Raw genomic sequence first — 23,299 nt, 5'->3', positions numbered from 1 at the left:
TACCTTACATATTAAAGGGCAGGCCCATGCTTACGAAGTAAGAATTGATGCCAAGAGCGTGCATCAATTCTTTTAGGAGGTTATTCATCATGTCAAATTACTGCAGGCTGCTGATCGTGGACGACGAAGCCTTGATCCGGCAAGGCATCAAGCATTATATGAACTGGGAGCAAGAGGGGTTTCAGATCGTAGGCGAAGCTTCCAACGGCAAAGAAGCGCTTGAGCTGATCGCGGAGCTTCAGCCCCATATCGTGCTGACCGATCTGGTCATGCCGATTATGGACGGCGAAGAACTGACCCGGCAGATCAAGCTGAAATATCCGGAGATTGAAGTCATCGTGCTAAGCAGCTTTGGCGACTTCGATCATGTCCGTTCCACGTTTCAGAGCGGTGTTCGCGACTATATATTAAAGCCGAAGCTAGACACCGGCCATATGTTGGGCGTCCTCAAAGCGGTGGCGGAGAAGATTCCATCCTTACAAAACGAAGGACATTTTGCGAGCCAAGGTCCTACGATAGATTCCGTCCTTGAGAAGTTGCTGTCCGGGTACGACATGAATGACAGCCAGGCGGAACAAGAACTTGCGGATCATTTTCCCCATAGCGCGTTCTGTTTGCTCGGCGTTGACCTGCGGGGACGTTCCATGTCGAAGGAACAGGTGAACGCGATCCGGCAGACGATGGTGGACGAACTGGACAAGCAAGCGCAACACGCGGACCAACTGGTGTACCATGTGCTGAAGGCAGAGGCGCCGATGATTATGCTGCTTCTTAATCTGGACTATACGATGCTCAGTTTGCTGCCTTATTGGGGACGGACCATGGCCAGTTCCATCGATCAGCTTAAGCTGGACGTGGCAGTCGTGGTGAGCGAGCCTTTCTCGGCAATAACCGGGCTGGAATTATCCTATAAGTCCAGTCTGCTCAAAATGATGGACTACGCCTTCTATTTCCCGGACAGGCATCTGTTATTGTTCCACGAGTTCCCGGAATCGCCCGAGGCGGCTGAGCCGTTTAATCTGAACAGCTTCACGGAATCGTTCAAGAGAGAGCGGTTTGATACCGCGTTTGAGTACTTGCTTGAGCATCTTGATACTTTCAAGACGAACTACACGACGGATGTCTTTGAGTTCAAGTCCTTTTTAAGCAACGTTATTTTTAATATTACGGTTCTTCTGGGCAACATGAATTACAGTACGCAGCAGCTGGAGACGAAGAAATACCATTACTTCAAGGCGATTGAAGAATCGCGAAATGCGAATGCTGCCGCAGAGCTGCTGCAAGATTTCATCGGAGAAGCGAAGCTTTGCATCGCCGAGAAAGCCGAACAATCCGGCAACGCCAATATGAAGCGATTGCTTGATTATATTCACGAGCATTACGCCGAGCCGCTTAATTTAACGGAGATGGCGAAACATTTTCATTTCAATCCTTCTTACCTGTCGAGTTACTTCTCCACCCATCATAACGAGGGGTTCGTCGATTACTTGCACAGAGTGAGACTTACAAAAGCGTCGGAACTGCTGCGGGCGGGCGAAGCCTCGATCTCGGAGATCAGCGGGATGGTTGGATATTCGGACCATAGCTATTTCTGTAAAGTATTCAAGAAACATACCGGCTTATCGCCAAGCCGCTACCGGCAACAAACCTTAAGATGAGTGAGTGATAGCTTTGAGAAATGTACTTGACCGATTCAAATACAACGGCTTGTTCGTCCAAATGTTTATTATTATGGTCGTGAGCATTGTGGCCGTATCGATTACGGCCACCTGGACGACGATGAACGTATCAAGCCGCGTGTTCATGGAAACCTTCAGCATTACGAATTCCAAAATCATCTCGCAGATAAGAAACGGGATGGATTCCTTTAACTATTCGATTGTTCTTACCTCCAACAAAATCTCGCAGAGCGGTACAATCAAGCAGTTTCTGACCGAAGGCAGCGGGGACTCGAGCGAGATGGTGGGCAGCTACTTCCAAATGGGACAGCAGATGAACAAGATCCGCTCCAGCGTGGATGCCTATGAGGTAGGGATTACGGTAACGGGAGTAAACGGACGAAGGTATTCGACGGACCGGTCCTATTGGCCGGTACCGGACGATAAGCTGGAGAACCATCCGATCACCCAACGTTCGCTTGCGGAGCCGCGCAAGCTGATGTATTCCTACGACGATGCGGAATCCTCCGGCATTCCCGGCATCGAACCTACGATTGTGGCATCCAAAACTTTGGTCGACCGAAGCGGAACGGTGTACGGCATGGTTTATTTTGCCGTGCGCGAGCCTTATTTCGCCCGGTTTTATAACAGCAATACGAGTCTGGGCAATGATGTGGCAGTCATTGATAAGAGAGGGACCATCGTATCCTCCAACCGGAATGACTGGATCGGGCAACGTTCGCCGGATCTTCTTCGTTATGCCGAAGAAATCGAAGAGAAGAACCTGGATTATAAAAATGCCAACATCATGGGCAAAGACCATCTGTTGTTATCGGAGCATATCTCCGGGCTGGAGCTCTATATGGTCAATGTGATCGATAAGAAGCAGGTCCTGGGCCAATTGACGGATACGAAGCAGATTACGCTTATTGTGATGGCGATCGTAGCCGCGGCGGTTATTATCGTATTCCTGATCTCGAGACGTCTGACCAAATCGCTCACCCGGCTAGTGAAGCAGATTTCCACCATCTCCAAGTTCGAGTTCGACCGTCATGTCAAAGTGGATGGCAGTTATGAGACGAAGCAGCTAGGCCTTGCGTTTAATGCGATGATCGATGAGCTTAACGATTATGTCAGCAAGTTGGTCGAGACGCAGAAGCAGCAGCGAAACGCGGAGCTGGAAGCCCTTCAGCAGCAGATTAATCCGCATTTTCTCTACAATACGCTTGCTTCCGTGAAATTCATGGTGCAGCAGGGCAACAAGGAGAAGGCGGCCGAGACGATTAATGCGCTGATCTCGCTGCTGCAGAATGCGATCGGCAACGTTAGCGAGATGATAACGGTACAGCAAGAGTTAGACAATATGAAAAACTACGTCTTTATTAACCAAGTTCGGTATGGCGAACGAATTCGGGTCAGTTATTTTATCGGGCCGGATTGCTTGAACTACCGGATTCCGAAGCTGATGATCCAGCCTTTTATCGAAAACGCGTTTTTCCATGCTTTTAACGAGAAGCAGGAAGGCTATATCTACATTATGGTAGCGCAGGAAGGCACATCGCTTGTCTGTGAAGTGGTGGATAACGGCGACGGCATGAATATAAACGGCGGCATCCCGAAAGAGGTAAGCAAACGACAGCTGTTCAGCGGCATTGGCGTAAGAAATGTAAATGACCGGATCAAATTGTTGTTTGGCGAAGAATACGGCGTAACGATTACGAGCGAGATCGGGGAAGGTACCAGGGTAAAAATCCGGATTCCGCTCCTTTCATCTAATAATGATCCAAATTTCTAAAAATCGTCTTAGTTCGAATATCCCACTTTCAAGTAACTCATAATAAAATGACAATTCGTTGTAAAGATCGTTCTAACGAGCGCCATGATGGGAGTGCTATCATGGATTTGTAGGTCGGAAAACGCTTACAACACACATACAGATACGGAGGTCTTGAAAGTGAAGAAATTAGTCACTGTACTTGCTCTTAGCGCAGTAACAGCAGCATCCTTGGCGGCTTGTGGTTCCAACTCGGACAACAATACAAACAGCGCGAATAACGGCACGGATAACGGCGGAAAAGCCGCTAGCAAAATTACGGTTTGGGCTTGGGATCCTAACTTTAACATCAAAGCGATGAACCTTGCGAAAGACGCGTATGCGGCAACTAACAAGGATTTGACCGTTGATATTGTAGAAAACGCTCAGAACGATATCGTTCAAAAGCTGAACACGGGCATGAGCTCAGGCACGACAAAAGGCCTGCCAAACATCGTACTTATCGAGGACTACCGCGCGCAAAGCTTCCTGCAAGCTTACCCGGACATGTTCTACGACCTAAGCAGCGTAATTAAATCTTCCGACTTTGCCGACTACAAGCTTGGACCAACAAGCGTTGACGGTAAAAACTACGGCGTTCCGTTCGACTCCGGCGTTGCCGGCTTGTATGTAAGAACGGACTACCTGGAGAAAGCTGGCTACACCATTGATGATCTTCAAGACATCACTTGGGACCAATACATCGAGATCGGCAAAAAAGTAAAAGAAGCTACAGGCAAGGACTGGATTTCCCTTGACCCGAACGATCTTGGCATCATCCGTATGATGATTCAGTCCGCTGGTTCGTGGTACCTGAACGAAGACGGCAAAACGCCTAACATCGCAAACAACGCAGCGATGAAAGAAGCATTCGAAGTGTACAAGAGCATGATGGATGCCAACATCGTGAAAATCCACTCCGACTGGAGCCAATTCGTAGCGAACTACAACAACGGTGACGCTGCATCCGTTCCAACAGGCAACTGGTTCACGCCTTCCATCACGGCTGAAGCTTCGCAATCCGGCAAATGGGCTGTAGCTCCAATGCCTAAGCTTGCAAAAACGCCTAACTCCGTGCATGCAACCAACCTTGGCGGCAGCTCGTGGTACGTGCTGAACGTTCCGGGCAAAGAGCAAGCAGCTGAGTTCCTGAAAGCAACTTTGGGCTCCGACGTTAACCTGTACCAAAAACTCGTTACTGACGTAGGCGCAATCGGTACTTACAAACCGGCTACAACGGGCGAGGCTTATACAGCAGCTAACGAATTCTTCGGCGGTCAAAAAATCGTACAAGACTTCGCGAAATGGACGAACGAAATTCCAAGCGTAAACTACGGTATGCACACTTACGCAATCGAAGACATTCTGGTTGTTGAAATGCAGAACTACCTGAACGGCAAGAAGATTGACGATGTACTGAAAGACGCGCAAGCACAAGCAGATTCGTCTGTAAAATAAAGAGAGAAACGAACCCTGGAACATGGCCTACCGCGTTCCGCCGCCAAGAAAGTGAAGGGCGTGCCCGGCGGGGCATGCTCCGGGGTTTTCATTTGGATTGCTCAAAGATAGGAAGGAGCTGGCTGCCGCTGTGAGTAAAGCAAAAGCAATGAATATCAAGGCGAAAACCAATGCGATCGGCTGGTCGTTTATCGCGATAGCGGTCATCATGATTTGCGCCTTTTACTTTTACCCGATGATCAAGGCACTGATGCTGTCGTTCCAGAGCGGGACGGGCACGAACCTGCATTATGTTGGCGGAGACAACTATGCAAGGCTGTTTAAAGACCAGACTTTTATTACCGCACTGAAAAACACGTTTATTTTCCTCATTATCCAAGTACCGATCATGATCGTCCTGGCGATGTTCATCTCGGTATTGCTCAATGACAGCAAGCTGAAATTCAAAGGGTTTTTCCGTACGGCAATCTTCTTGCCGGCTGTAACATCGCTTGTAGCGTATTCGGTAATCTTCAAATATTTGTTTGGCAATGACGGTTTGATCAACTCGCTGTTGACTAACCTTCATCTGATCGACGCACCTATCCAATGGATCACTGACCCGTTCTGGGCTAAAATTACGATTATTATCGCCATCACTTGGCGTTGGACCGGATATAATATGATTTTCTATCTGTCTGCCCTGCAAAACATCGACAACTCGATTTATGAAGCGGCACGAATTGACGGCGCTTCGGCCTTCCGCCAATTCCGTGCTATTACAATTCCGATGCTCAAACCGATTATTTTGTTCACTTCTATCACGTCGACGATTGGTACGCTCCAGTTGTTTGACGAGGTTATGAACATTACGAAGGGCGGACCGGGTAACTCGACCACGACGCTGTCGCAGTATATTTACAACCTTTCGTTCAAATATACGCCTGACTTCGGTTATGCCGCGACGGTATCGTACGGTGTAGTTATTCTCATTGTAATCTTCTCGATTCTTCAGTTCAGACTGGCAGGTGATAAAAATGGCTAAGCGGATATTCACTTATATCTTCCTGAGCATTGCGGCCATTGTATCGATCTTCCCATTCATTTGGATGATCATAAGCGCAACAAACAAATCGGTTGACGTTACAAAAGGCACTTTGATGCCGGGTTCCAGTCTGGGAGCAAACTGGTCCAAAATCATGGATCAGATCGATCTTGGACCGGCATTATGGAACTCCGCCAAAATTTCGATCACGACAACTGTTCTTGCGCTTCTTATCGCTTCGCTTGCGGGTTACGGCTTTGAAATTTTCCGCAGCAAGGCGAAGGATGTTGTATTTAACGTTTTGCTTCTCTCGATGATGATTCCGTTTGCGGCTCTGATGGTGCCGCTGTACCGGATGTTTGGTACCATTTCGCAAAATATTCCCGCAATCGGGATAAATACGATGACGGCTGTCGTGCTGCCAACGGTCACGACCGCGTTCTTGATTTTCTTTTTCAGGCAAAGTACAAAGATGTTTCCGAAGGAAATGCTTGAAGCAGGTCGAATTGATGGATTAAACGAACTTGGCGTATTCTTCCGCATTTACGTTCCAACGATGAAAACATCGTATGCGGCTGCTGCCATCATTACGTTCATGTCCAGTTGGAATAACTACCTGTGGCCGCTCGTTGTGCTGCAATCCCCGGAGAAACGGACCATTCCGCTTCTGATCTCCAACCTGGGTTCCAGTTACTCGCCGGACTATGGTGTCAACATGCTTGTTATTCTGATCGCGACGCTGCCAACGGCCATTGTCTTCTTCCTGATGCAAAAACATTTTGTAGCGGGAATGACTGGATCGGTGAAATAAGGGTAGTCAAGCAAATGCTTTGAAGTATGAATCATCACAGTAGCCCGTGCAGCGGGCTATTGTGGTGATAATTCATTTTTGGGGAGGATATAAAAAGAATGAAAGCAACACGAGCAGACATCAATTGGCTCAGCGATCCTACCGTTTACCGGGTAAACCGTTTGGATGCGCACTCCGATCATCGGTATTACCGTACGATGGGGGAAGCGGAGCTTAAAGCGCCAATGGCGATGCGCCACGACTTGAACGGCGGATGGAAATTCAGTTATGCCGTCAATGTGGCAAGCCGGATCGAGAATTTTTACAAGCAGGACTTTGATTGCAGCGGCTGGGATGACATTCAAGTACCCGGGCATATTCAGATGCAGGGTTACGGCCAGCTGCAATATGTAAATACGATGTATCCGTGGGACGGTCTGGACGGCGTTCGTCCTCCCGCAATTCCGGTTGTTAGCAATCCGGTAGGTAGTTATGTGAAGCATTTCCGCAAGCCGGAATCGATGACGGGTCCGGTCTATATTTCGTTCCAGGGCGTGGAGTCGGCCTTCTATGTATGGCTGAACGGCGAGTTTGTCGGTTATTCGGAAGACAGCTTTACGCCTTCGGAGTTTGACCTGACGCCTTTTATTAAAGACGGCGACAACAAACTCGCGGTTGAAGTGTATCAACGCAGCACCGGCGCTTGGCTCGAGGACCAGGATTTCTGGCGTTTCTCGGGTATTTTCCGCGATGTGTATCTGTACACGGTACCGGAAATTCACGTTAGAGATCTGTTTGTGCACGCGGATCTTGACGATAGCTATTCGGTTGGCGAACTGACGGTAGACTTGGAACTGTTGGAGCAGGCTGGCAATACCGGCGCAGGCGCGAAGCTTGAGCTTAAGGATGCCGACGGCGTTGTTGTGGCTGCAAGCGAAGGTGTATTTGCGGACGGCAAGCTATCGATAGCTCTTGATGTAAGTGACGTGAAAACGTGGAGCGCAGAATCTCCGTATCTGTACAACGTATATTTGTCTATTGTTAACGCGCAAGGTGAACTGGTTGAAGCCATCGTGCAGCGAGCAGGCTTCCGTCGTTTCGAAATGATCGATAAAGTCATGTGCTTGAATGGCAAACGAATCGTATTCAAAGGCGTTAACCGCCATGAATTTAACGTCCGCCGCGGTCGTGCGATTACGGCTGAAGACATGATTTGGGATATCAAGACGATCAAGGCAAACAATATGAATGCTGTCCGTACTTCGCATTATCCGAACCAGACTTTGTGGTACGAGCTTTGCGACGAATACGGCATTTATCTCATTGACGAGATGAACCTCGAATCCCATGGTTCTTGGCAGAAGATGGGCGCGGTTGAGCCGTCGTGGAACGTACCGGGCAACTTGCCGGAATGGCAAGGTTCGGTTCTGGACCGTGCGGAGTCGATGCTTGAGCGGGACAAGAACCATCCTTCGATTCTGATCTGGTCTTGCGGCAATGAATCGTATGCCGGCGAAGTGATCTTGAACGCAACGAAATATTTCCATGCGAAGGATCCAAGCCGCCTTGTCCATTATGAAGGCGTGTTCCATAACCGCGACTACGATGCGACAAGCGACATGGAGAGCCGGATGTACGCGAAACCCGCGGACATTATCGAATATTTGGAGAGCAATCCGTCGAAGCCCTACATTAGCTGCGAATACATGCATGCGATGGGCAACTCGGTTGGGGGCATGCACAAATATACCGAGCTCGAGCAGCAGTACCCGATGTACCAAGGCGGCTTTATTTGGGATTACATGGACCAGTCCATTATGACCACAGACCGTTATGGCAAAGAGTTTTTCGCTTACGGCGGAGACTTTAACGATCGTCCTACGGACTATAGCTTCTGCGGCAACGGCATCGTGTTTGCGGACCGCAAGGTAACTCCGAAAATGCAGGAAGTGAAGTTCCTGTACCAGAACGTGAAGCTTGTCCCTTCAAAGGATAGCTTGAGAGTAATAAATGAGAATCTGTTTGTGAACACAAACGAATGGGCTTTGGATGTACGCGTGCTCCGCGACGGAGTAGAAGTGTTCGCTTCTGCTGGCGGAGAAGTATCGGTTGAAGCAGGAAGCGAAGCTGTTGTATCGCTGGCATTGCCGGAAGAAGTGCTTAAGGCTTCTGGCGAATACGCGATCCATGCTACGCTTGTTCTGAAGCAAGACGAGCTGTGGGCGGAAGCCGGCCATGAAGTGGCTTTTGGCGAGTACGTGTTCGAGGTTGCGGCTGAAGAATCTGCAGCGCCTGCCGGCACGATCCGCGTAGTGGAAGGCGACGTGAACATTGGCGTGATGGGCGACGGCTTCACAATCCAGTTCTCCAAGGGCGTTGGTTCGCTTGCATCCATCCGCTACGGCAGCCGCGAGTTTATCGCAGCTCCGCCCGTGCCGCAATTCTGGCGCGCGCAGACGGATAACGATAAAGGTTATGCGCATGGTTACGATACAGGTCTGTGGTATGCGGCAAGCTTGGCACGCAAATGCCTGAAGGTCGATTTGTCCGTTGCGGATTCGGGAGATCAAGCAACCGTGGCATTCGAATACGGCTTCAGCATCCATGCCGATTTGCGTGTGCGTACTACGTACACCGTGTTTGCTGATGGCAGCATTCAAGTGAAGACGGATTACAAAGGTGCGGCTGGTCTGCCGAACGTGCCGGTCATTGGCCTGACGTTCAAGCTGTCTGCGGATTACGATCAGACGGAATGGTATGCGATGGGTCCGGAAGAAAACTACATCGATCGCGCATTTGGCGCGCGTCTTGGCACAATCAGCCGTGCCGTGAAGGATCTTCCGACGCCGTATCTGGTGCCGCAGGAGACAGGCAACCGTACCGGCGTACGCCGTGTCCGGATTACGGACAGCCAAGGCTATGGCCTGGAGCTAAACGCATCGCCATCGGCGCCGGTGGAGTGCAATGTGTCGCCTTGGACAGCGTTTGAGCTCGAAAATGCCGCACATTGGTACGAGCTTCCGCAGCCGCATTACACTGTAGTCACAGTCGCTGGACGCCAAATGGGCGTAGGCGGCGACGACAGCTGGGGCGCTCCGGTTCACCCGGAATACCTGATCCCGGCGGATCAGGATCTGAGCTTTGCGTTTACGATTTCGGCGGTTGACCGCCGGACGAAATAAAGACGGTTTGAATAGAGGTTGTCCCTTGGGGACAGCCTCTATTTTTTTGCTCTGCAGCAGGCAAAAAGCCTGCTGCAGAGTAGCACACGCCCGTGGCGGCTCCTCGTTGTGAGCTGCAGCAGGCAAAAAGCCTGCTACAGAGTAGCACACGCCCGTGGCGGCTCCTCGTTGTGAGCTGCAGCAGGCAAAAAGCCTGCTACAGAGTAGCACACGCCCGTGGCGCCTTCCTCGTGTGAGCTGCAGCAGGCAAAATGCCTGCTGCAGTGCAGCAAAAGCCCGTGGCTGCTCCGCGTGTGAGCTGTAGCAGGCAAAAAGCCTGCTGCAGAGTAGCACACGCCTGGGGCGGCTCCTCGTGTGAGCTGTAGCAGGCCAAAAGCCTGCTGCAGTGCAGCAAACGCCCGTGGCTGCTCCGCGTGTGAGCTGTAGCAGGCAAAAAGCCTGCTGCAGAGCAGAACACGCCGGCGGCGGCTCTTCGTTGTGAGCTGTAGCAGGAAAAAAGCCTGCTACAGAGTAGCAAACGCCTGCTGCAGAGCGGCAAAAGCCCGTGGCGGCTCCGCGTGTGAGCTGTAGCAGGCAAAATGCTTGCTGCAGAGTAGAACGCGCCGTGGGGCGGCTCCTCGTGTGAGCTGCAGCAGGCAAAAAGCCTGCTACAGTGGTGAAAGTAGCCAAATAAGAAGAAAAAACCGAGTTACAACGAGTGTGGTAGGTAGCAGGTGTGATGGGAAGCAATTGCGGGAGAACTAAAGGATGAAGAGGGTGGACATAAGATGCGATGGCACATAAAGTACAGGTATAGTAACTCAATCCTGACACGGTTAACCGCCATTCAGTTCTCCTCTGTACATAACGTCCAACAAAACGGTTATTTTATAAAACACTTTGTATAATGTAATCCAAATGTGGTGTTATATAATATTACGTAACAGCATTGGAACGGTACATATAACGGACGGATTAGCATTCTTCAGCCCGGGAGGATGATCGTTTGTCACTTGGAAGAGAGAAGGAAAAGGAAATTCGGATTGACGATGTGTCTATGGTGTTTGGCCGCAAAGGACGTGAAGTGACCGCTTTGTCGAGCGTCAGCTTTGATATTTATCGCAGCGAGTTTGTCTCCCTGCTGGGGCCGTCAGGCTGCGGGAAGTCGACTTTGCTTCGATTATTGGCGGATCTGCTCCAGCCAACAAGCGGGAGGATTACGATTGGAGAGGAAGTGCCCCGCGAGGTCAGGCTGAAGAGGAAGTACGGCATTGTTTTTCAAAGCCCTACCTTATTTGAATGGCGTACGGTAAAAGACAATATTGAGCTTCCGATGGAAGTGCTTGGTCTTAAAAAGTCTGAATATTCCGCCATATCAAATCGGCTTATTGACATGGTGGGCTTGACCAAGTTCAAGGATCATTATCCTTGGCAGCTAAGCGGCGGGATGCAGCAGAGAGTGGCAATCGCGAGAGCTTTGTCGCTTGATCCGCCAATCTTGCTGATGGATGAGCCATTCTCGGCCCTTGATGAATTCACGAAGGAGAAGCTTCAGCTGGACCTGCTCGATATTCAAAAGCAGACGAACAAGACTATCGTGTTTGTTACGCATAGCATCCCGGAAGCCGTCTTCCTGTCCGATCGGGTTGTTATCATGTCAGCCCATCCCGGGCGAGTTCATTCTATCCTGGAAATGGAGCGGGAGGAGGGGAGCTACGAGCAGATTAGGAACTCCGGACGTTTTCACGAGATGACTGCCAAGGTGAGGGAATGTTTCCAGCTTTCCAAGCAACAACTGCACGCCTAAGCTAATGCTTTCGAAGTTAGGAGGATTCTCTCGATGAGCGGATGGCTTAGAAAAAGCGGCCAAGGCAGCGGCGTAATCCTGATCTGGTTAGCCGGAGTACTAGCTCTATGGGAAGCGGCCGCTTGGTACATAAACGATGTGGCCCATGTGCTTGCTCCAGCTTCCAAGCTTCCTTACTTGCACCTCGTTCTTGAAGCCTTGGCCAACCATTGGTCAACGCTTGCCAAACAAGGCATCATTACCTTTGGCAATTCGATAACCGGATTTCTGATCGGTGCGGCGGTAGGCGTAGCCTTAGCCATTGCTATGAGTTTGTCCAGAGCCGTCGAACTAACTTTGTCGCCTTATATGATTGCTTCGCAGATGGTGCCGATCATCGGGCTTGCTCCCATTCTGTATGGCATTATCCATGATCCGGCGATGTCGAGAGTTCTGATGGCGGGATATGTGACTTTTTTTCCCGTAGCGATCAATATGCTTCGCGGCCTTAAGAGCATTAAGCCGGAGCAGGAGGAACTAATGCGTTCGTATGCGGCATCGACGTGGGCTACGTACGCGAAGCTGCGGCTGATGGCGTCGCTCCCGGGACTATTCGCCGGCCTAAAGTTATCCGCGCCGCTTGCGATCACCGCTTCCATTATTGTCGAGCTTATGGGCGCTCCAAACGGAATTGGCGTCTTAATGCTTAGCTCGCTTTATTACGGCAGCTCCCAAGTCTACATGTTTTGGTCCACGATTCTGATGAGCGTTGCGATTGGTTTGATCTGGTTTCTTCTTGTTACGCTGGCGGAACGGTTATTGACTCCATGGCAGCCCGAATTCCGCCAGCAAGGGGGCCAAGAAGAATGAAGGAGATGACGGCGATGAATACGGAACGCGCTCCGGTCTCCTCTTCTTTGGCTAGAGAAGCAGAGGTAGCCAAGAGCAATAAAACAAAATCAGCTTCGGGCAAGGAAAGCCGCAACGTCTGGCTACCTATCGGCTTTGGTTTTCTTTTTCTAATCCTTTGGCAGCTGAAAATCTTCCATAAGTTGTTTCACTTGGAGCTGTATCAATTGCCGCTTCCATCCGCCATTGCCGAAGCGATTCATTCAAATGGCGATTTGTTATGGAACTATTCGCTGTATACCGGCTCCGAAATGATCGGCGGCTGCCTCATTGGTTCAGCGATTGGTCTGCTCGCAGCTATTATCGCATCGTTCCTTCCTAAAGCGGGAAAAGGGGCGATTACGCTTCTCGCGGCTCTGAACGCGGTCCCTATTGTCGCGCTTGCACCGGTGATGAACAACTGGTTTGGTGATGGGGTAGCCTCGAAGATTGCCATTGTGTCGATCATGACGATGGCCACGATGGCGGTCAGCGCTTATAAAGGGCTTCGTTCCGTGGAACCCGCTTATCTCGAACTTATGCAGGCTTATGCGGCAGGAAGATTTACCGTGTTTGCTAAGCTTCGCTTCCGGCTTGCGCTTCCGGCTATTTTTACGGCGCTGAAGATCAACATGGCAACAGGTATTATAGGAGCCATTGTTGGCGAATTTTTCATATCGTCGAGAGGACTCGGATTTCTGTTATCCGATCAGATCAAGCTTGGCAATATGCCGATTGCCTGGTCCTGCATCGTTATTGCCGCCGTGCTTGGCATCGCGCTTTATTATCTAATTCAACTGATAGAGAGATTCGCGATTCCGTGGCATGCCGCTCAGCGAAAGCAAGCTTCTTAACCTTCTGACGCATCAGGGGATGTCACCATCTTATAAATAGATAGCGATAGGGAGTGTTGGGGTAGATGAGAAAGAGAAACCGGGTTAAGAGTTTGGTCACATCGCTGACGATGGCCATGGCGCTTCTAATTGTCGCGGCCTGCGGCAATAACAGTCCGTCGGAGTCGGCCAACGAGGGCAAGGCAGATGAACCTCTGCAGAAGGTGAAGATTCAGCTGAAATGGGTGCCTCAAGCGCAGTTTGCCGGTATTTTTGTAGCGAAGGAAAAAGGTTTCTACGCCGATGAAGGGCTGGATGTCGAGATTGTTCCGGGAGGACCGGATGTGGTCATTGAGCAGCAGGTGGTGAACGGCGCAGCGGATATCGGCGTAACGAGCTTTGACAGCCTTCTGGTGAACCGGGATAACGGCCTGCCGCTTGTATCGGTCGCGCAAATTTTGCAGAAAAGCTCGTACCGGTTTGTCGCGGACAAAACTTCCGGAATCGATACCCCAGCGAAGATGAAAGGCAAGAAGGTAGGCATGTGGACGGGAAGCCAGCAGTTCCAGGTGCTCGCTTTTATGGAGAAGAACGGTCTTGATCCTCAGAAAGACGTGGAGCTGGTGAAGCAAGGTTTTACGATGGACCAGTTCTTCAATAAACAGCTGGATGTAGCGATCTCGACGATCTATAACGAGTACCATGTCGTGCTGGAGAGTGGCGTAAAGCCGGATGATCTGTACGTCTATGACTTCGAAGATGCCGGTGTCGGAATGCTTGAGGATACGCTTGTCGTGAAGGAAGATTGGCTGAAGGATAACCGCGATACCGCGGTGAAGGCGATTCGCGCCACGATGAAAGGCTGGAATTACGCGATTGCGAACCAGGGGGAAGCCGTCGATATCGTCATGAAGGCGGTCACCGAGGGCAGCACGACGAAGGAGCACCAGACGACCATGCTGATGGAGATGGCCAAACTCGTGAAGCCCGAAGGGTTCACGGACGCGCAGGTTGGCTCGTTTGTGGATGATGCGGTTCAGCGGACTGTGGATATTTCCATGAAATACGGTCTTATCAAAGCCGCCCCTGATCTGGGCAAAGCGATCAATAAGACGATTCTGGCGGATGCGGAAAAAAGCTAACGGGTGAATCTCCGGAAGCAATCGAGTCTAGCGCATTATAAGCAAGTCTTTGCACGGGATAGCTGCCCTCTCTTGAGGGCAGCTATCTGACTAGCCGTATAAATTTAAATATCGTACATACTTATATGTCATCGGAGTTTGGACGGGAGGGAATGGGCATGAGCGTGGAACCTAGGGAAACCATTAATGCGGAACGGCTGAACCGGCATATCGAGGAATTAGCCCAGATCGGCAGGATTGGAGAGACTGGCGTATGCCGGCTTGCTTTGTCCAAGAAGGATCGGGCTGGCGTGGAGCAAGTGAGGAATTGGATGGAAGAAGCGGGGATGCGTACCCGAATCGATCCGTTTGGCAATTTGATTGGCGAGTTCAGAGGTAGGAATCCGGAACTTCCGGTGCTTATGCTTGGCTCCCATGTGGATTCCCAGCCTTATGGCGGCCGATATGACGGGGCATTAGGCGTTCTAGGAGCCATCGAAACCGTGCAAACGATGAAGGAGAAGCAATTTACTCCCGACATGAATATAGAAGTAGTCGCCTTTTGCGATGAAGAAGGCTGCCGGTTCAACAAAGGATTATTTGGCGTCCGCGGCATGACGGGCAAGCTCGAGGAAGGGGAGCTGGACCGGAAGGATAAGAATGGCGTAACCCGCCGGGAAGCTTTGCTAGAGTTTGGCTGCGATCCGGCGGCGTTTGATCGATATACGTTTGAGGCAGGAAGAATTGGAGCTTTTCTAGAGCTTCATATTGAACAAGGACCGGTATTGGAGTCGCTGGATGCGCCGGTTGGTATCGTCAGCGGTATTTCCGGACCGCTCTGGTGGACGGTTGAGCTGAACGGCTTTGCCGGACATGCGGGTTCGGTGCCGATGCCGATGAGGAGAGACGCATTGGTAGGCGCCGCCAAAGTAATCGTTGCGCTTGACGAACTTGTCAGGCTTCAAGAAGGCACTTCGACGGTTGGAACGGTTGGTTCGCTAACGGTCTTTCCCGACTCCCGCAACATCATTCCGGAAAAAGTAACGTTCACCGTTGATCTCCGGGACATCGTTCTCTCGCGCCGCAACGAGCTGGAGCTGCAGCTGCTGGATACGATTCAGGATATTTGCGACGAGCATACTTTGCAATATTTAATTCGCGAAGACACGAACAGCGAGCCTCGTTACTGCGCGGATTGGATGAAAGATATTGTGCGGAAGGAAGCGGCGGCCATGGGGCTTGCGGCACCCGAGCTAATGAGCGGGCCTTTCCATGATTCGCTGACGATGTCGTATGTCTGCGATTACAGCATGATTTTTGTCCGGTGCAAGGAAGGCATCAGCCATAACCCCAAGGAATATTCGTCCCCGGAAGACATAACGCTCGGAGCCGAGCTGTTATACCGGACGGCGCATCGTATCGCAAGCGGAGCAACCAACGGGAGGAGAAGCGATGAGTAAAGTAACCATCGGATTAATACAAGCATCTCATGACATTCACGGCGACGAGCCGGTAGAGGCACACAAAAAGGCGGCGATCGAGAAGCATATCCGGCTCGTCCGCGAAGCGGCAAGCAAAGGCGCGCAGATCATCTCGCTGCAGGAGATTTTCTATGGTCCGTATTTCTGCGCCGAGCAGACGACCAAATGGTATGACGCCGCCGAGGAAATGCCAAATGGGCCAACAACGAAGCTGTTCCGGGAGCTCGCGCGGGAGCTTGGCGTTGTCCTTATCCTTCCGATCTACGAGAGGGAAGGCATCGCCAATTATTACAATACGTCGGCGGTCATAGACGCGGACGGGACTTACCTTGGCAAATACCGCAAGCATCATATCCCGCATGTCGTGGCGGGCGACGGTGGCTGCGGCTTCTGGGAGAAATATTATTTCAAGCCGGGCAATTCCGGTTATCCCGTATTTGATACAGCTTACGCGAAAGTTGGCGTATACATCTGTTATGACCGTCATTTTCCGGAAGGGGCGCGGGCGCTTGGGCTCAACGGGGCAGAGATCGTCTTTAACCCGTCCGCAACGGTAGCCGGTACCTCGGAATATCTGTGGAAGCTGGAGCAGCCGGCCCATGCGGTGGCAAACGGGTATTATGTCGCGGCCATTAACCGGGTCGGGTATGAGGCGCCGTGGAATATGGGGGAGTTTTACGGGCAGTCGTATTTGGTGGACCCGCGAGGTTCCATTGCGGCGATTGGCAGCCGGGACCGCGATGAGGTCGTTATTGGCGTAATGGACAAAGAGTTGATCCGCGAGGTGCGGAATAGCTGGCAATTTTATCGGGACCGCAGGCCGGAAACGTACGATGGCATCATAAACCTATAAGGAGGAGGTAACCCATGGCGACAACGTTTATATCGGCAGAGTCATTGAGGCGTAATTTCGCCGAGGTGAAAGCCGGAATGAGGCCCAAGGAAGCGGTAGAAGAGTCGAACCGGTGCCTTTATTGCTATGATGCACCGTGTATTAAAGCTTGTCCGACAGGCATCAACATTCCGTCCTTTATCAAAAAAATCGCCTCCGGCAACATGAAAGGTTCGGCCCGGGCCATCATGGAGGCGAACCCGGTTGGCGCAAGCTGCTCGCGGGTATGCCCGACGGAGGAGCTCTGCGAGGGAGCATGTGTACTTAATCATTCGTCCAAGCCGATTATGATTGGCGATCTACAGCGTTATGCGACGGACTGGGCGATCAAGAATGAGCAGGTGTTGTTCGCGGCGGGGCGCAGCAACGGGAAGAAAGCGGCCGTGATCGGCGGAGGCCCGGCCGGGTTGTCGGCGGCAAGGGAGCTCGCGCGGTTTGGTTTTGCCGTGACGGTGTTTGAAGCGAAGGAGCAGGCGGGAGGCCTGGATACATATGGCATCGTAAGCTTCCGGCTGCCGCAGGAAATTTCGCTGTGGGAAGTGGAACAGGTGAGGCAGCTTGGCGTAGAGATCCGGACAGGCGTGAAGGTTGGCGTTAATATTAGCGTAGAGGAAATGAAGCAGCAATATGACGCGATTGTTCTCGCCGTCGGCATGTCCAAGGTGCCGAAGCTTGGCATCGAAGGGGAAGGTCTTCAAGGCGTATATGATGCGATTGAATTCGTGGAATCGACGAAAACATCCATCCGGACGGATATTGCGGGGAAGAAGGTCGCCGTAATAGGTGCCGGCAATACTGCTATAGACGCGGCAACTTGCTCGGTTCGGCTAGGGGCGGAAGAGGTCACGATCGTGTACCGCAGAACTTCTGCCGAGATGACGGCTTATGAATTTGAATACGATTTCGCCAAGCAGGATGGCGTCATGTTCAAGTGGCTTACCGCACCGAAGCGGATGATCGGCGATGCCACGGGGAACGTGACGGCGCTTGAATGCACCTACATGCGGCTGGAAGAGAGCGGCGGACATATCCGGCCGGTTCCGGTCGAAGGCTCGGAGTTTGTCATGGACGTGGATGCCGTTATTCTCGCTATTGGCCAGACGCGGCACGTCAATCTTGTGGAGCAGCTGGGACTTGCGCATAAGCGCGGAATCGTGGCGATTGATCCGGTCACGTTCCAAACGTCCGATCCGCAGGTGTATGCGGCGGGCGATGTTATATTTGGCGACGGTCAAGGGGAAGCGATGGTAGTATCGGCGGCGCAGCAAGGGAAGAAAGCCGCTTATGCCATCTATCGGCAGCTGGTGAAGGAGCAGGAGGAAACGGCGTAATTCGAAGTTTGTCAAAGTAACAAAGCATATGCTTTCGAAGCAAGAATCACCGCAAATGGCTTTAGTAAGCCATTTGGAGCGGCAATTCTTTTTAGGAGGGGAACGCGATGGCTGATTTGCGCATCAATCTGGCGGGCATATCCTCGCCGAATCCATTCTGGCTTGCTTCGGCGCCGCCGACCAATACGGGCTACCAGGTGCAGCGCGCTTTCGAAGCGGGCTGGGGCGGAGCGGTGTGGAAGACGCTCGGGGATCCGATTATTAATACCTCATCGAGGTTTGCGGCGGTTCATTTCAACGGGCAACGAGTGGCGGGCTTTAACAATATCGAGCTGATCACCGATCGCCCGCTGGAAGTGAACTTGAAAGAGATTTACGAGACGAAGAAACGGTTCCCGAACCATGCGCTGGTCGTATCTCTCATGGTGGAGCCGAAGCGGGAGAAGTGGCATGAGATTGTAAAAAAAGTCGAAGCCATCGGAGTCGACGGGCTTGAGCTCAACTTCGGCTGTCCGCATGGCATGGCGGAGCGCGGCATGGGCTCGGCCTCCGGCCAGCAGCCCGATCTTGTCGAGGCGCAGACGATGTGGGCCAAGGAAGCGGCGCAAACTCCCGTCATTGTGAAGCTGACGCCGAACATTACGGACATAACGGCAACGGCCAAAGCCGCCGTCCGCGGAGGAGCGGATGCAATCTCGCTGATCAACACGATCAACTCGCTTGCCGGCGTAGATCTCGATACGTGGAATACGATCCCGCATGTCGGCGGAAAAGGGGCGCATGGCGGCTACTGCGGCCCGGCCGTGAAGCCGATTGCCCTCAACATGGTAGCCGAATGCGCGCGGAATGCCGAGGTGAATGTACCGATCTCCGGAATTGGAGGCGTCTCCAATTGGCGCGATGCGGTGGAATTCATGCTCATGGGCGCCACCGGGGTGCAGGTATGCACGGCGGCGATGCATCACGGCTTCAGCATCGTGGAGGATATGATCGACGGGCTGAATAACTACCTGGATGACAAAGGGTTATCTTCGGTTACCGAGCTCATTGGCAAGTCCGTTCCCCGTTATTCGGATTGGGGCGATCTAGATCTGAATTATCAGGTCGTTGCCCGGATTCACGAAGAGAATTGCATCGTCTGCAACAAATGCCATATTGCCTGTGAAGACACTTCGCATCAATGTATAGAACGATTAACGGACAGCGACGGACGGTCTTACCTCAAGGTCAGAGAAGAAGATTGCGTTGGCTGCAACCTGTGCTCGATCGTCTGTCCGGTGGAAGGCGCAATCTCCATGGTGGAGATTCCGACCGGCGAGCTGCCGATGTCCTGGAATGAGCGTCAGAAGGCGGTTGCTTCGATCGGCGATTCCAATCAAGCGCCGGGCGGCGCGAACAAGGAGGCGGTGTAAGCCATGGCTGCAACAATCATACGGAACGGAACGATCGTCACCGCGGCGGATACGTACCAAGCGGATGTGCTGATCGAGGACGGCATCATTAAGCAGATTGGTCTCGGGCTTACGGCCGAGGGAGCGGAAATCGTCGATGCAACGGGGAAATACGTGTTCCCCGGCGGGGTAGATCCGCATACCCATCTGGATATGCCTTTTGGCGGTACGGTAACGGCCGATAATTTCGAGACGGGGACTAGAGCGGCGGCGTTTGGCGGAACAACGACGATTATCGATTTCTGCCTGACGGACAAAGGGAAACCCTTAAGCGAATCGCTTCGGAAATGGCATGCCAAGGCGGAAGGGAAAGCCGTCATCGACTACAGCTTCCATCTGATGATCAGCGAGATTAACGATGCCGTGCTGGCGGAGCTGCCTTCGATTGTGCAAGACGAAGGAATCACTTCGTTTAAAGTATTTATGGCGTATAAAAATGTATTCCAAGCCGATGACGGCACCTTGTACCGGACGATGCTATCGGCGAAGGAGCTTGGCGCCATGGTGATGGTGCATGCCGAGAACGGCGACGTTATCGAGTTCCTGGTTGAGAAGGCGCTCGCCGAAGGGAACACGGACCCGATCTACCATGCGCTTACTAGGCCTTCCGCTATTGAAGGAGAAGCTACGGCGCGTGCCGCAGCCCTTGCCGAGCTTACGGGCGCCAGACTGTTTGTCGTGCACGTCACCTGCGCGGAAGCGGTGAAAGCGATTCGTGAAGCTAGAACTCGCGGCGTTGATGTCTGGGGAGAGACTTGCCCGCAGTATCTGATGCTCGATCAATCGTACCTTGCTTTGCCGGATTTCGAAGGAGCCAAGTACGTCTGGTCTCCGCCGCTTCGCGAGAAGAGCCATCAGGAGGTGCTCTGGAACGCGCTGATTACCGGTTCCCTGCAGACGCTTGGATCCGATCAATGTTCGTTTAACTTCAAAGGACAGAAAGATTTAGGGTTAGGCGATTTCAGTAAAATTCCGAACGGGGGGCCGGTCATTGAGGACCGCTTCTCGATTTTGTATTCCGAGGGCGTTGCGAAGGGAAGGCTTACGCTTAACCAATTCGTGGATATTGTGGCGACCAGGAATGCAAAGCTGTTTGGCTTGTTCCCGCGCAAAGGGACGATTGCCGTTGGCAGCGATGCGGATATTGTTATTTTTGACCCTAATGCGGAGAGAACGATTTCGGCGGAGACCCATCATATGAACGTTGATTACAATCCGTTTGAAGGGATACGCGTGAGCGGCGTTCCGGAGAGCGTCATGTCTCGCGGCGAATTTGTCGTGCGGAATCAAGCTTATGTGGGAACGGCGGGTTCGGGGCAATTCCTGAAACGGGCGACGTATAAGCAGGCAAGCGGTTCGGACTCGAAAGAAAAGGTACAGCAGCTATAAGCTCTGAAGGTGTCTAACACAAAAGAGGCGAGGTGCTCCCTATGTCCGCGTACCAGGAGTTTATGGAAGAGAAGCAAAAGCTGGATGCTTATATAAGCAGGCAATTCCGAATTCATAGTGTCGTAGAGAATTTGAGCGGTGCGACCATAGAGCTTATGCATCCCGGCGGAGAGAGCGCGGTGCTGCAGCTGCTCTCCGCGGATGCCCGGAAATATATGTCCAATCTGGTAGTGAAGCAGCTTGCTTCCTCCGGATGGAACGATGCGGGTTAATTGCGGGATCGATCGAACCTTAAACATTAACGCTGCTTCATGCACTCGGCGCTAGCTCCGGGTGTTATCGGCTCCCAATCCTCGTTCTGGAGAAACATCGGTTCGGCTCGGCATGTGCTGCATTGTCCCATGCAGCCGACAAGCTGAACGTCCCAGCCGAGCGACTTGTAATGCGTCATCCAACTCAGCGTTCCGGCATGCCTGCTGTAATTGTTGACGCAGAACCGGAGCGAACCGGATTGCCCGGGGTTTCCATTCATGCCTCTCCCTCCTTGCCGTTAGCATAATGGCCGCGCGCTTGGCGAATTTGTTCTCTGTATTCGCCAGGCGTCTGTCCTAACGTTTTGTGGAATAGGCGGTTGAAGTAGGGAGCATCCCCTAGGCCGCAAGCGAGGGCGATTGCATGCAGCGTTTCGTTGGTGCTTTCAAGCAGCTTCATGGATTGACGCAGACGGATGTCGCGAAGCATCTGCATGGGCGTCACCTGGAAGCGTTCCAGGAAGATGCGGTCGAAGTAGACCGGATGCAGATGGATAAGCGCCGCTAGTCGCCCACGGGACAACTTCTCGGCATAATGATCCATCATGTAGCGGATCACGACGGTGTGCCGGTCTTGCTCCGTTCGGGCCTCCTCCGCGCGCAATGGACGTCCGAGGAACTCCCATTGCTCGAGCAAGAGCCCTAGCAGCTCGTAGGTGCCCGCCGTGACGCGCAGATCGCGGAAGCCGGAGCTTCCGTTCGTCCATGCGGCCAGCAGTCTGCGGAATGCGGATTGGAACGAAACCGGATCGTCGAACCGGATGACGAGAGGAAGCGGGTACAGGCGCAGAAGCTCGAGTCCGGGCGCGTATTCCGTTTGAAACGCGCACCACAGATGGACGCCCGGCGTATCCGACTGTTCGCTGAAGGGGATATGCGGGGGATGAATCATGACGTCTCCCGCACGTGCCGTGTTTGCGATGCCGGCGGTTTCCGTCACGACCTCGCCCTCTACGACGCAGCTCACGATCCAATAAGGATGCGAGTTGCGAATATTCAGTTTCGAATACGCAGCTTCTTCCGCGACATACATCGTCAGCCGGGTATCCGTCTGCACCGTGCTTGGAGTATGCGCATCCGTTCCGGACGCATGATGTAACCTGTCTGACATCCTTTAGCCTTCCTCTCTGCCTGGTTCAAGAACGGGCTGCATTCCTTCAACGCGTTATCCGTTATGCCTTCGCTTGATAAATATAGCGGCCGCCCTGCACAAGAGTTGGCCCGTTCTCGTATTCAGCGCCAGTCATGGGATCGATCGCGCCGTCCTGCGAATATTGCATGATATAAGCCTTGCGGGTTGATTGGCTGAGGTTTGGCGTGCTGCGGTGGAACAGCAGCGAATGGAAAGCGATCAGGCTTCCTTTCTTGACCGGCACGGCTAGTCCCGGATCATCTCCGAAGTAGCATTGCTTGCCAATCTCCGTTTGTTTATGCTCGACGAGACCTTGCTGATGCGTTCGCGGATGAATCCAGATGCAGCCGTTCTCGATCGTGGAATCTTCCAGCGCGAGCCAGCATGTGACATAATGCTCCGGTTCGATCGGCGCGTAGCCGTTATCTTGATGCCAAGGGAAGTCGCGATTCGCTTCCGGCGTCTTATAGACGGACTGGTCCCAGTATAGGCGCACGTCCGATTGCAGCAAAGTGCTGGTTAGCTCGGCCATCTTCTCTTGACAAGCGAAATTTTGAATGTACGGGTCCTTGAGGTTCAAATGCGACGTGAAATTAATTTGGTTCGGGATGCTGATGCCCTGCTGGCCAAGTGCCCGCACCTCCGCCGCGCGTGCTTCGTCCAGCACGTCGATGTGACGGGTCAGCTCGGTCATCTCCGCTTCGGTGAACAGATTGTCCAGAACAATGTAGCCTTCGCGATCGTAATGAGCTTTGTCGATTGTCGTTTTTAACATAGGAT

At 52.3% G+C, this 23,299-nt stretch carries 19 protein-coding genes; 16 read left to right on the top strand and 3 right to left on the bottom strand.

Translation table 11 applies throughout. The annotated features are described in order from the left end of the window. The first annotated feature begins 89 nt into the window (after positions 1–89). The 16 genes from QQK89_RS00580 to QQK89_RS00505 all read left to right on the top strand — a co-directional run bounded on the left by QQK89_RS00580 (position 90) and on the right by QQK89_RS00505 (position 21,348). Positions 90–1,658 carry a response regulator transcription factor gene (locus QQK89_RS00580; RefSeq protein WP_284236450.1) on the top strand — a complete coding sequence of 523 codons (1,569 nt, stop codon included), beginning with the start codon at positions 90–92 and terminating at the stop codon, positions 1,656–1,658. Between the two features lie 13 nt (positions 1,659–1,671). Then, positions 1,672–3,453: a sensor histidine kinase gene (locus QQK89_RS00575; protein WP_284236448.1), complete on the top strand. Its 1,782-nt coding sequence runs from the start codon at positions 1,672–1,674 to the stop codon at positions 3,451–3,453. Between the two features lie 159 nt (positions 3,454–3,612). Continuing rightward, positions 3,613–4,929 carry an ABC transporter substrate-binding protein gene (locus QQK89_RS00570; protein ID WP_284236447.1) on the top strand — a complete coding sequence of 439 codons (1,317 nt, stop codon included), beginning with the start codon at positions 3,613–3,615 and terminating at the stop codon, positions 4,927–4,929. Between the two features lie 148 nt (positions 4,930–5,077). Continuing rightward, complete coding sequence (locus QQK89_RS00565; protein WP_284236931.1) at positions 5,078–5,953, top strand: carbohydrate ABC transporter permease; 876 nt, start codon at positions 5,078–5,080, stop codon at positions 5,951–5,953. Next, a complete protein-coding gene (locus tag QQK89_RS00560) occupies positions 5,946–6,764 on the top strand; it encodes a carbohydrate ABC transporter permease (RefSeq protein WP_284236446.1) in 819 nt (272 codons plus the stop codon). The genes QQK89_RS00565 and QQK89_RS00560 overlap by 8 nt, the downstream gene beginning before the upstream one ends. Positions 6,765–6,862: 98 nt before the next feature. Continuing rightward, the gene (locus QQK89_RS00555; RefSeq protein ID WP_284236445.1) at positions 6,863–9,925 is read left to right on the top strand and encodes a glycoside hydrolase family 2 TIM barrel-domain containing protein; all 3,063 of its coding nucleotides are present in this window, start codon (positions 6,863–6,865) and stop codon (positions 9,923–9,925) included. A 985-nt stretch (positions 9,926–10,910) separates the two neighbouring features. Continuing rightward, the gene (locus QQK89_RS00550) at positions 10,911–11,711 is read left to right on the top strand and encodes an ABC transporter ATP-binding protein (RefSeq protein WP_284236444.1); all 801 of its coding nucleotides are present in this window, start codon (positions 10,911–10,913) and stop codon (positions 11,709–11,711) included. A gap of 33 nt (positions 11,712–11,744) precedes the next feature. Next, the gene (locus tag QQK89_RS00545; protein ID WP_284236443.1) at positions 11,745–12,560 is read left to right on the top strand and encodes an ABC transporter permease; all 816 of its coding nucleotides are present in this window, start codon (positions 11,745–11,747) and stop codon (positions 12,558–12,560) included. Next, positions 12,557–13,432: an ABC transporter permease gene (locus tag QQK89_RS00540; protein WP_284236442.1), complete on the top strand. Its 876-nt coding sequence runs from the start codon at positions 12,557–12,559 to the stop codon at positions 13,430–13,432. The genes QQK89_RS00545 and QQK89_RS00540 overlap by 4 nt, the downstream gene beginning before the upstream one ends. Positions 13,433–13,497: 65 nt before the next feature. Beyond that, positions 13,498–14,553 (top strand): ABC transporter substrate-binding protein, encoded by a 1,056-nt coding sequence (locus tag QQK89_RS00535; RefSeq protein ID WP_284236440.1) that lies wholly within the window; start codon positions 13,498–13,500, stop codon positions 14,551–14,553. A gap of 158 nt (positions 14,554–14,711) precedes the next feature. Continuing rightward, positions 14,712–15,992 carry a M20 family metallo-hydrolase gene (locus QQK89_RS00530; protein WP_284236439.1) on the top strand — a complete coding sequence of 427 codons (1,281 nt, stop codon included), beginning with the start codon at positions 14,712–14,714 and terminating at the stop codon, positions 15,990–15,992. Next, positions 15,985–16,866: a nitrilase-related carbon-nitrogen hydrolase gene (locus QQK89_RS00525; RefSeq protein ID WP_284236437.1), complete on the top strand. Its 882-nt coding sequence runs from the start codon at positions 15,985–15,987 to the stop codon at positions 16,864–16,866. The genes QQK89_RS00530 and QQK89_RS00525 overlap by 8 nt, the downstream gene beginning before the upstream one ends. Before the next feature lie 14 nt (positions 16,867–16,880). Beyond that, positions 16,881–18,236, top strand: a complete 1,356-nt coding sequence (locus QQK89_RS00520) for an NAD(P)-dependent oxidoreductase (RefSeq protein ID WP_284236436.1) — start codon at positions 16,881–16,883, stop codon at positions 18,234–18,236. A 107-nt stretch (positions 18,237–18,343) separates the two neighbouring features. Continuing rightward, positions 18,344–19,648, top strand: coding sequence for an NAD-dependent dihydropyrimidine dehydrogenase subunit PreA (preA, locus tag QQK89_RS00515; RefSeq protein ID WP_284236435.1), 1,305 nt, complete (start codon positions 18,344–18,346; stop codon positions 19,646–19,648). 3 nt (positions 19,649–19,651) lie between these two features. Beyond that, on the top strand, positions 19,652–21,076 hold the full coding sequence (gene hydA, locus QQK89_RS00510) for a dihydropyrimidinase (RefSeq protein ID WP_284236434.1): 1,425 nt from the start codon (positions 19,652–19,654) through the stop codon (positions 21,074–21,076). Positions 21,077–21,117: 41 nt separating this feature from the next. Then, positions 21,118–21,348: a hypothetical protein gene (locus QQK89_RS00505; RefSeq protein WP_284236433.1), complete on the top strand. Its 231-nt coding sequence runs from the start codon at positions 21,118–21,120 to the stop codon at positions 21,346–21,348. Positions 21,349–21,374: 26 nt separating this feature from the next. Here QQK89_RS00505 and QQK89_RS00500 read toward each other — a convergent pair whose 3' ends face one another. The 3 genes from QQK89_RS00500 to QQK89_RS00490 all read right to left on the bottom strand — a co-directional run bounded on the left by QQK89_RS00500 (position 21,375) and on the right by QQK89_RS00490 (position 23,294). After that, positions 21,375–21,608 carry a hypothetical protein gene (locus tag QQK89_RS00500; RefSeq protein ID WP_284236432.1) on the bottom strand — a complete coding sequence of 78 codons (234 nt, stop codon included), beginning with the start codon at positions 21,606–21,608 and terminating at the stop codon, positions 21,375–21,377. After that, the gene (locus tag QQK89_RS00495) at positions 21,605–22,498 is read right to left on the bottom strand and encodes a helix-turn-helix domain-containing protein (protein WP_284236431.1); all 894 of its coding nucleotides are present in this window, start codon (positions 22,496–22,498) and stop codon (positions 21,605–21,607) included. The genes QQK89_RS00500 and QQK89_RS00495 overlap by 4 nt, the downstream gene beginning before the upstream one ends. 61 nt (positions 22,499–22,559) lie before the next feature. Further along, positions 22,560–23,294 (bottom strand): phytanoyl-CoA dioxygenase family protein, encoded by a 735-nt coding sequence (locus QQK89_RS00490; protein WP_284236430.1) that lies wholly within the window; start codon positions 23,292–23,294, stop codon positions 22,560–22,562. Between the last annotated feature and the right edge of the window lie 5 nt (positions 23,295–23,299).

It is taken from the genome of Paenibacillus glycanilyticus, from assembly GCF_030161375.1.
Classification (GTDB): Bacteria; Bacillota; Bacilli; order Paenibacillales; family Paenibacillaceae; genus Pristimantibacillus; species Pristimantibacillus glycanilyticus_B.
Note: the sequence above shows the minus strand (reverse complement) of the source record. Positions and strands in the feature narration are given on the sequence as shown.